The organism is Acinetobacter sp. UBA3025, from assembly GCF_002367915.1.
In the GTDB taxonomy this organism is placed as follows: domain Bacteria; phylum Pseudomonadota; class Gammaproteobacteria; order Pseudomonadales; family Moraxellaceae; genus Acinetobacter.
On sequence record NZ_DFDO01000014.1, the window covers coordinates 1 to 8868 of the forward strand.

Sequence of the window (8868 nt, forward strand, 5' to 3'; positions counted from 1 at the left end):
TGATAACGACCGGCATGTTCAATCATGCTGCTGATCAGTAAGGGCTGGAACATCATATTTCCGAGCATGCTTCACTCCTTTATCCTTGTTGTTTGTCCATCTGCTATATCGTTGTTATTTCTGTATGATGCGCTGGCGAAAAGCCTGTATTCATTTTTATCATCAAACAGTCTGAATCTAGCAAGGAAATCTGACTTTGTGAGTGTCAAATTGTGACAAAGTCATAGAGTGGATGCAGAAAAAGTAGAAAATAAAACTGGTAATGTGTGGCATAAAAAAAGCCCCAATTTAGATTGGGGCGATGATAGTGTTCAGGAAGAAGAGAATTTTAAAAGCCGCTCATCATAATTTTGTCTGCATTTACTACAAAGATAACGCCGAGGCAGAATAAACCGGCATAAAGTGCAAACCAGAGAATCATCTTCTTGAATGCTGCATCAGAAATACTGCTATCCGCATATTTTGGTGCTTTGTTGTCTTCTGAATTCATATGATCACCCATAGGTTGGTATGGCGTTATGAGTTTTATTATCAGCAGACCTAAATCAGCTGTATAGATACAATATTCATTTAAAAAAATATAACAGTTAGCCACTTATTTTTTTGATTTGTTATATTTTAATAACTTATTCATAATATAATTCTGATTATATTAGTACAGTTTAGATTTTATTTTCTTATGTTCAAATCTGAAAAGCTAGCCCAAAATATTCGCCAGATGATTGAAAATGGCGCATGGAAGGCGCATGACAAATTACCTTCATTACGGGAACAAACTGAACTGTCCGGCTATAGCCTGATGACGGTGCTTAATGCCTATCAGGTGCTTGAATCGCAAGGATTGGTCTATGCCAAAGATAAATCTGGCTACTATATTGCGGAGCGACCTCAAACCTATAACAGCAAAGAACCCGCGGTACAGATTGGCTTAAACTCCAAAGTTAAAATTAACTCTGTGGTATTTAATTATTTAAAGTCACTGCAAACTCCAAATATTGCGCCTTTTGGTTCAGCCTTTCCAAATGCTGAACTGTTATATAACAGCCGGTTTATGCAGATTTTGGCGCAGCATAGCAAAAGAAAAAGCAGTTATAGCCATCAAAATCATATGCCACCGGGTAATCAGGAATTACGCCAACTGATTGCTAACCGCTATCAGTTACAAGGCATAAACTGCACTTCGGATGACATTGTCATTACTTCTGGTGCATTGGAAGCCCTCAATCTGTCTTTACAGGCTTTGACTCAACCGGGTGATTTTATCCTGCTCCAGCAAACCATTTTTTATGGTGCCTGGCAGGCGGCTGAACGTTTAGGCTTGCAAGTCATCACAATCCCTGAACATCCGCAGTTTGGTTTTGACCTGGAATCATTTGAACAAGCCCTAAAACAGTACCCGATCAAAGTTTGCTGGCTGATGCTGAATGTGCATAATCCGATTGGCTTTACGGTAAATTCAGAGATCAAGCAAAGAATTGCGGAACTGTTGAATGAATATCAGGTATATCTGATTGAAGATGATGTCTATCAGGAACTCAATTACGGCGCTCATAAACCGGTTTCCGTAAAATATTTTGATCAGCATCAACGGGTATTGCACTGCTCTTCATTTTCTAAAACTCTGGGCATGGGTGCGCGGGTCGGCTGGGTTTTCGCTGGCCCATTTTCCGATGCAATCCAGCATTTACAGCTCATGAGTACTTTGACTGTTAGTCCGCTATTACAAAATGCATTGGTTGATTTTCTGTCCCATCATCATTATGAAAAGCATTTGCGCCATTTAAGACAGCAACTAGAAAAGTATAAGCAAAAGTTTTATCAGGAACTTAAAGCGCGTTTAGATTCAGTCTGTGAAATTTATTATTATTCCAGTGGGTATTTTCTCTGGATCAAATTGCCGGAACAGCTGGATGGTCAGGTTTTATATGAACAGCTGATTCAGCACAATATTGCCATTGCTCCTGCTTTGCTGTTTAAACCGGAACATACCAGCCAGAATTATATTCGCCTGAACTGTTCATTTGACTGGACCTCTGAGATAGAAAATGCAGTCAATGTACTGGCAGAGATGATCCTGAATCATGCAAAAAGCGTGGATTAATTCATCCACGCTTTAGGTTTCTTATGTAAAATCGCTAGAGCTTAGAAACTGTAAATTGCAACTGCATTCACTCGGTTATCTTCACCTTTTGTACTGCCATTTGGTGCAGCACCCAATGCTTCACGTTCACCATAAACATATTCCAGGCCAAAACTCAGCGGTTTTGTAGGGTTATAGAACACATTGGCCCAAGCCTGCCAAAGGTCTTTGTTCACTGCTGTTAGAGTCAGACCAGGAGCAGCAAGATAGCCATTATCTTGGTCGAAATTCATATAACCATAGCCTACTGTGCCACGCAATTTATCATTAAACTGCTGCGTTAGACCGACTGTAATTGAGTCGAATTCACTCTGTAGAAGATCTCCATTAGCAGCTGTAACGACACCTGGATTGGCGTAAGAGACAAAACTGCTATCACCTTTGACATGATAATAATCTGCCTTAAGGCTGGTGCCTGGAACAAACTCATATTTCGCGCCTAAACCTACACCCCATGCAGTTTTTTCATCTTCATTCACGCGTTTTTCATTCCCCATCGCACGCGCGCTGACAGAAAGATTATCCGCAAATTTGTGGTTTAAGCGTGCTGTTAAGGCAGGTAAACGCTGTTTGATTCCCGTAATGGTCGCATCTTTCGGATCTTCTACTGCAAGCACCAGATTGGTCGCTGGACTCAAAGTACTGGTATGACGAATCTGAGGCGTCCGTTTAATTGAACCACCGGCATAAACCAGTGCGTCTACCGTCTCAGGTATATAGTCCGGAGTTGCAAAGTTTGACCAGGTTTGACCAATTAACCAGTCAGCATAGCTGATATAGGCATGGCGGATACGCAGGTTATCAAAACCAGCTCCACCCAGGAAATCGACCTCAACCTTACCACTTAAGGCCTTATCCCCAGCACCCACGGGCGCTTTAAAATCCATCCCTAAACGGGTGGCTGAAAGCGTGGACTTAAACTCATCACTGCGTTCACCTGTGCCTTCAAGAGGTACCGCATTAATCTGGTTATACATACGTGTCGCTGCACCGCCCTCAGCCTGATAAGAGGCATCAGCACGGATATTACCGTATAAATTAAACTCGGCCCCACTGGCAATTTTCATCACAGATTTGCTCGCAGGCGCTACTGCTGTATTTGCAGGTGCCGGCGTTGCCGCTACAGGTGCAGTCACAGCAGCTGTCTGAGTCTGCTGCTGTTCAATCAAGGCACGTAAAGCTTGAACCTCTTGACGCAACTGCTCAATTTCCTGCTGATTGGACTGAGCTGCAGTTTGTGCCTGGGTAGCCAAGCTGATGCCCCCTAAACTCATTGCCATCATGCTCATCAGAACCGTGCGTTTTAATGTGATTGTTTGATTATTAAATAATTGTTTCGTGTTCATCCTAAACTCACTTTTTTATTATGCGTCTCGATTTTAGCAACAGATCACCACCGCTTACGATGGCGATCTCTATCATTAGAAGTGTTTTCTTTATTAATTGATATTTAATCCATTAACTTGCTTTTTCAGCGAGAGAATCAGTGCGAATCTCAGATCTAGCAAGGGCTTGACCTTCTACTGACATTTTTAAGTTCACCAGGAAAATTGCCAGCGCAGCAATCAAACCGGGAATCGCAATTGCAAAGAAGTTCATTTGATGCGGTAAATTCATGGTGAGTAAAGCACCTGTCAGTACCGGTCCAACAATCGCACCGATACGTCCAATCCCGGAAGCCCAACCCATGCCGGTGGAACGCACAGTCGATGGATAATATTGTGCCACGAAGGTATAAAGCAGAATTTGAGAACCAATGGTTGCTGCACCGGCCACTACAATCAAGCTATAAAGCACGAATTGCGGACTGTTATAACCGAGCAGGATTAAAGAAGCTGCCCCGCAAAGAAACATGATTGTCAGTACTTTTTTAATATGGAAACGGTCTGCCAGATAACCCCCACCAACAGCCCCGATCATGCCACCAATATTCAGGGCAAACAGGAAGATCATGCTGGCACCCAGTGAATATCCGGCTTGAATCATGAGTTTTGGTAACCAGCTACCCAGTGCATAAACCATTAATAGACACATAAAAAATGCCAACCAGAACATAAAGGTACTAAATGTGCGACCTTGCTGGAATAATGCTTTTAAAGGTGCTTCATCGCCTTTTTGCACTTCATTCAGAACAAACTGGGTGTCAGATCCAATTACCTGTGTTGGCGAGATTTTCTGGATAATGCTTTGCGCTTGAGCCGTTTGCTGCTTATTGGTCAGATACATCAACGATTCTGGTAAGTATTTCCAGAGTATCGGCAGGAACAGTAAAGGAGTACCCGCAAGTAAGAACATGATTTTCCAGCCAAACTGTGGCACCAGCCATGCGCCAAGTAAGGCAGATGTCATGCCACCGATCGCATAACCACTAAACATTAAGGCAACCAGCGTGCTGCGAATCCGCTTCGGTGCGTATTCCGTCATCAGGGCAACGACGTTGGGCATCACACCACCAATACCAAGTCCGGCAAGAAAACGTAGAATTCCGAATTCGACAGGTGATGTTGCAAAGGCACCGATAAACGTAAAACCACTAAAGATCGCGACACAGATCATGATGGTTTTTTTACGTCCCAGTTTATCGGACAAGGTCCCGAAGCTCATGGCTCCAAACATCATACCGAATAAAGCGGTGCTGGCTAACATGCCTGCCTGTACTGCACTGAGTGACCATTCCTGCATTAGTAGCGGTAAAGCCACGCCATAAATCACCAGGTCATAACCGTCAAAAATAATGATCAGCAAACACCAGATCAGGACGCCCCAATGAAAAGGCGTGAACTTCGCTTCATCGATCAGCGTATTTATATTCACTTTATTTGTAGACATCTTCACCTCCTAATTGTGAAGTTCAATTTATGAGATTCACAATGCAGAAGATGTCCATAAATGTCCAAAACTGAATAGGCATACTTCTATACCTATAAAGTCTGCCTTCAAGAAAAGGCTTTATTTACTATGCCTTAATGATATTCATCCAAATAAAACGACTTTAATTCAGTCATTAAATAATAATTTCACCTATTTTATATAGCATCTAAAAAGTTTTTAATCTTGTTTAAAACACCGCACGATCATATTTAATCGCTTCAAGATCATAGACCTGATAGACCGCATCAAACAGATAACGAATATATTCACTTTCATCCATATTACGAATAGCCATAAAGACCGGACTAACCGCAAATTCATCTAATAAAGAGATAAAGTTTAAATGAGCCAGCCGAATATTCTGGGCACTTTCCGGCACAATACAGACACCCTCTCCAGCAGCCACAAAACCAAGCGCCAGTTGCAATTCACTGACTGCACGGATATTTTTCGGTTCCAGCCCATACTCGGAAAATATACCGCGCACCTGGGTAGAAAAATTAGCCTTACCATTATTCGGGTATAAAAAGAGTGGCTGATCTACCAGTTCAGCCAGATTCACGCCATCTCGTTGCGAAAGAAAATGGCTGGAATGTGCTGCGACCATCAGCCTTTCTTCACGCAGTAACACCCGTTTCACTGCCGGATCTGAAATTCTCAAGCGTCCGAAACCGACATCAATCCGCCCTTCTTTAAGTGCCTGAATCTGCTCTGAAGTATTCATTTCAACCATCTCAATTTTGAGCTGGGGATGTTGCTGCTTAAATAGAAACACAATACGCGATAGCAAACCGAACAATAACGAGCCAACAAAACCAATGCTAATGGTGCGATCCGCGATACCAATCCGCTTGGTCATCGATTTGATTTCTTCCGCATTAGACAAAAGTTTAACCGCATGTTGATAGAAGAATTGACCTGCTTCTGTGGTCTTAAGCGGTCGGCTACCTCTTTCAAAGAGCTGAATATCCAGTTCCTGTTCCAGATTTTGTATCTGTCTGCTTAAAGGTGGTTGAGCAATAAACAGTTTTTCTGCCGCCTTGGTAAAACTTTGTTCTTCGACGACTGCGACGAAGTAACGCAAATGCCTGAGTTCCATATTATTGCATACCTTTAAAGTATAAAAAAATGCTAAATCGATCTTAGACCAATCAAAATTATTCTTTTAAGGTATATCAAGTCAAAACATTAAAGCAAGAATGTGAAGCGTAATTATGTATAAGTCAGTTGAAACCTTGCTGGTTCAAATACCGACGATCCGTCCTCACAAGATGGCTGTCGCAACCATGCAAACCCAGACACTGGTCCTGGTCAAAATCACCACCGAAGACGGCTATGTGGGTTGGGGCGAAGCCACCACTATTGGCGGTTTAGGCTACGGTGAAGAAAGCCCAGAAAGTGTCAAAGTGAATATTGAGACTTACTTTGCACCGCTTCTGAAAACATTATCAGGTTTGAATGTTGCACAGACATTACAAGCCATCAAAAAGAATATTAATGGTAACCGTTTTGCCAAGTGTGCCATTCAAACTGCGCTACTGGATATTCAGGCACAACGTTTGAACCAGCCACTGAGTGAAATTCTAGGTGGACGTTTACGTGACAGCGTACCAGTGCTGTGGGTCCTGGCATCTGGCAATACCGAGAAAGACATTGCTGAAGCCCAGAAAATGATTGCGGCCAAACGCCACAATATTTTCAAACTGAAAATTGGTTCTCGTCCAGTGGAACAGGATGTTGAACACGTGCTTGCCATTAAACAGGCATTAGGCAAAGACATTTCGATCCGTGTTGATGTGAACCGTGCCTGGACAGAGCTAGACGCGATTAAAGGCATTCAGTTACTCCAGGACGGCGGCATTGACCTGATTGAACAGCCATGTGCCATTGATAATCTGGATGCAATGCGACGTCTGACCCAGCGTTTTGATATCGCCATCATGGCGGATGAATCCTTGATGGGTCCGCAGTCTGCCTATCAGATCGCACGTCAGCATGGCTCATCAGTTTTTGCAGTCAAAGTGGCGCAATCTGGTGGCCTGATTGAAGGTTGTGAAGTTGCAAAAGTGGCACAGCTGGCTGGTATCGACCTGTATGGCGGCACCATGCTGGAAGGCCCGGTGGGCACGATCGCCTCTGCCCATGCTTTCTCGACTTTTGAAAGTCTCGCTTATGGCACCGAACTGTTTGGTCCATTGCTGTTAACTGATGAAATTTTAAAAACCCCACTCCAGTATCAAAACTTTGAACTTGAAATTCCGAAAGGACTAGGTCTGGGTATTGAGTTGGATGAAAACAAGATTGACAACTTGCGTCATCAATAATTCCAGGAGAATCCCATGCTTTTCCAAGTACGAATGGACGTCAATATTCCAAAAGATATGCCAGTTGAACAGGCCAATGAAATTAAGGCTGTCGAAAAAGCCTATTCACAGGATCTGCAACGCCAGGGTAAATGGCGTCATATCTGGCGCATCACCGGACAGTATTCAAACATCAGTATTTTTGATGTTGAAAGCAATGAAGAGTTGCACAACCTGCTACAGGGCTTGCCGCTCTACCCGTATATGAACATCGAAGTTATGGCATTGAACCGCCATCCATCATCGATTCGAGATGATGACAAGTAATTAAAAATTTGGGAATGGAAATGAAAGAATTTCCTTCCTACCCCATACACCTGAGGGTAATCCAAAAGGACTTGTGGCCAGCAAGATTTAGCCAGCCAAACGAATGCTAAAACATGCGCCACTAAAATATGAAAACATACTTTAGGAGCAATAGTATGAACCGCCAAGAAATTGATGCACTGGTTAAAAAAATGAATGTCGATACAGCGACAGGACCAGTTGATGAGCGTGTACAACAAGTTGTTGTACGTTTATTAGGTGATCTTTTCCAGGCTATTGAAGATCTTGATATTTCTCAGACTGAACTCTGGAAAGGTCTGGAATACTTTACTGATGCAGGTCAAGCCAATGAATTAGGCTTACTGGCTGCAGGTCTAGGTCTGGAACATTACTTAGACTTACGCGCGGATGAAGCAGATGCCAAAGCCGGCATTACTGGCGGTACACCACGTACCATCGAAGGCCCGCTGTATGTTGCAGGTGCTCCTGAGTCAGTTGGTTTTGCGCGTATGGATGATGGTTCTGAAGAAGGCAAAATTCCAACCCTGATCATTGAAGGCACAGTGACTGACACTGACGGCAACATCATTGAAGGTGCAAAAGTTGAGGTCTGGCATGCCAACAGCCTGGGCAACTACTCTTTCTTTGACAAGTCACAATCTGACTTTAACCTGCGCCGCTCTATCTTTACCGATCAAGACGGTAAATATGTTGCGCTGACCACCATGCCGGTCGGTTATGGCTGTCCACCTGAAGGTACTACCCAGTTCGTACTGGACAAATTAGGCCGTCACGGTAACCGTCCATCTCATGTGCATTACTTCGTATCTGCACCGGGTTACCGCAAGTTAACCACACAGTTCAACATCGAAGGCGATCAATACCTGTGGGATGACTTTGCATTCGCTACACGTGATGGTCTGGTCGCAACCGCTGTTGATGTGACCGATGAAGCTGAAATCGCACGCCGTGGTTTAAATGGTCCATTCAAACATATCCAGTTCAATATTGAACTGGTGAAAGACCAGGCTGCAGCGCCAAGCACTGAAGTAGAACGTCGTCGCGCAAGCGCTTAATTCAAAATGGAATCGGGATGTCAGTCTGAGCAACATCCCGATGACTTCCCCTCCTTGGAAAGTCGGAGACTGGACATGCCTCGTATTCCTGTAATTAACACCAGCCATTTAGACCGTATTGATGAATTACTGGTCGATGATTTTGAATCTG

9 protein-coding genes are annotated in these 8868 nt (G+C 43.5%); 5 read left to right on the forward strand and 4 right to left on the reverse strand.

Annotated elements, in window-relative coordinates:
- Positions 1-328 precede the first annotated feature (328 nt).
- Complete coding sequence (locus tag B4J23_RS00545) at positions 329-490, reverse strand: hypothetical protein (RefSeq protein WP_162835335.1); 162 nt, start codon at positions 488-490, stop codon at positions 329-331.
- Positions 491-679: 189 nt separating this feature from the next.
- Here B4J23_RS00545 and B4J23_RS00550 point away from each other — a divergent pair, with 189 nt between their 5' ends.
- A complete protein-coding gene (locus B4J23_RS00550; RefSeq protein ID WP_253148414.1) occupies positions 680-2101 on the forward strand; it encodes a PLP-dependent aminotransferase family protein in 1422 nt (473 codons plus the stop codon).
- A 41-nt stretch (positions 2102-2142) separates the two neighbouring features.
- On the opposite strand, the gene B4J23_RS00555 is transcribed toward B4J23_RS00550, so the two are convergent.
- From B4J23_RS00555 to B4J23_RS00565, 3 genes are all read right to left on the reverse strand, one after another.
- Positions 2143-3486 (reverse strand): DcaP family trimeric outer membrane transporter, encoded by a 1344-nt coding sequence (locus tag B4J23_RS00555; RefSeq protein ID WP_291358245.1) that lies wholly within the window; start codon positions 3484-3486, stop codon positions 2143-2145.
- Between the two features lie 112 nt (positions 3487-3598).
- A complete protein-coding gene (locus B4J23_RS00560; protein WP_291358247.1) occupies positions 3599-4969 on the reverse strand; it encodes an MFS transporter in 1371 nt (456 codons plus the stop codon).
- A 229-nt stretch (positions 4970-5198) separates the two neighbouring features.
- A complete protein-coding gene (locus tag B4J23_RS00565; RefSeq protein WP_125278484.1) occupies positions 5199-6110 on the reverse strand; it encodes a LysR family transcriptional regulator in 912 nt (303 codons plus the stop codon).
- Between the two features lie 115 nt (positions 6111-6225).
- On the opposite strand from B4J23_RS00565, the gene B4J23_RS00570 reads away from it, so the two are divergent.
- The 4 genes from B4J23_RS00570 to B4J23_RS00585 all read left to right on the forward strand — a co-directional run.
- Positions 6226-7335, forward strand: coding sequence for a muconate/chloromuconate family cycloisomerase (locus B4J23_RS00570; RefSeq protein WP_291358251.1), 1110 nt, complete (start codon positions 6226-6228; stop codon positions 7333-7335).
- Positions 7336-7350: 15 nt separating this feature from the next.
- Complete coding sequence (gene catC / locus B4J23_RS00575; protein WP_104426111.1) at positions 7351-7641, forward strand: muconolactone Delta-isomerase; 291 nt, start codon at positions 7351-7353, stop codon at positions 7639-7641.
- Positions 7642-7796: 155 nt separating this feature from the next.
- Positions 7797-8717, forward strand: a complete 921-nt coding sequence (catA, locus tag B4J23_RS00580) for a catechol 1,2-dioxygenase (RefSeq protein WP_104426110.1) — start codon at positions 7797-7799, stop codon at positions 8715-8717.
- 75 nt (positions 8718-8792) lie between these two features.
- Positions 8793-8868 (forward strand): hypothetical protein (locus B4J23_RS00585; protein WP_291358257.1); only part of this gene is annotated, 76 nt, incomplete at its 3' end.

What these genes read in the sequence shown, in the direction of transcription:
- B4J23_RS00545 (WP_162835335.1), bottom strand. Translation starts at nt 490, where the DNA reads ATGAATTCAGAAGACAACAAAGCACCAAAATATGCGGATAGCAGTATT.
- B4J23_RS00550 (WP_253148414.1), top strand. Translation starts at nt 680, where the DNA reads ATGTTCAAATCTGAAAAGCTAGCCCAAAATATTCGCCAGATGATTGAA.
- B4J23_RS00555 (WP_291358245.1), bottom strand. Translation starts at nt 3,486, where the DNA reads ATGAACACGAAACAATTATTTAATAATCAAACAATCACATTAAAACGC.
- B4J23_RS00560 (WP_291358247.1), bottom strand. Translation starts at nt 4,969, where the DNA reads ATGTCTACAAATAAAGTGAATATAAATACGCTGATCGATGAAGCGAAG.
- B4J23_RS00565 (WP_125278484.1), bottom strand. Translation starts at nt 6,110, where the DNA reads ATGGAACTCAGGCATTTGCGTTACTTCGTCGCAGTCGTCGAAGAACAA.
- B4J23_RS00570 (WP_291358251.1), top strand. Translation starts at nt 6,226, where the DNA reads ATGTATAAGTCAGTTGAAACCTTGCTGGTTCAAATACCGACGATCCGT.
- catC (WP_104426111.1), top strand. Translation starts at nt 7,351, where the DNA reads ATGCTTTTCCAAGTACGAATGGACGTCAATATTCCAAAAGATATGCCA.
- catA (WP_104426110.1), top strand. Translation starts at nt 7,797, where the DNA reads ATGAACCGCCAAGAAATTGATGCACTGGTTAAAAAAATGAATGTCGAT.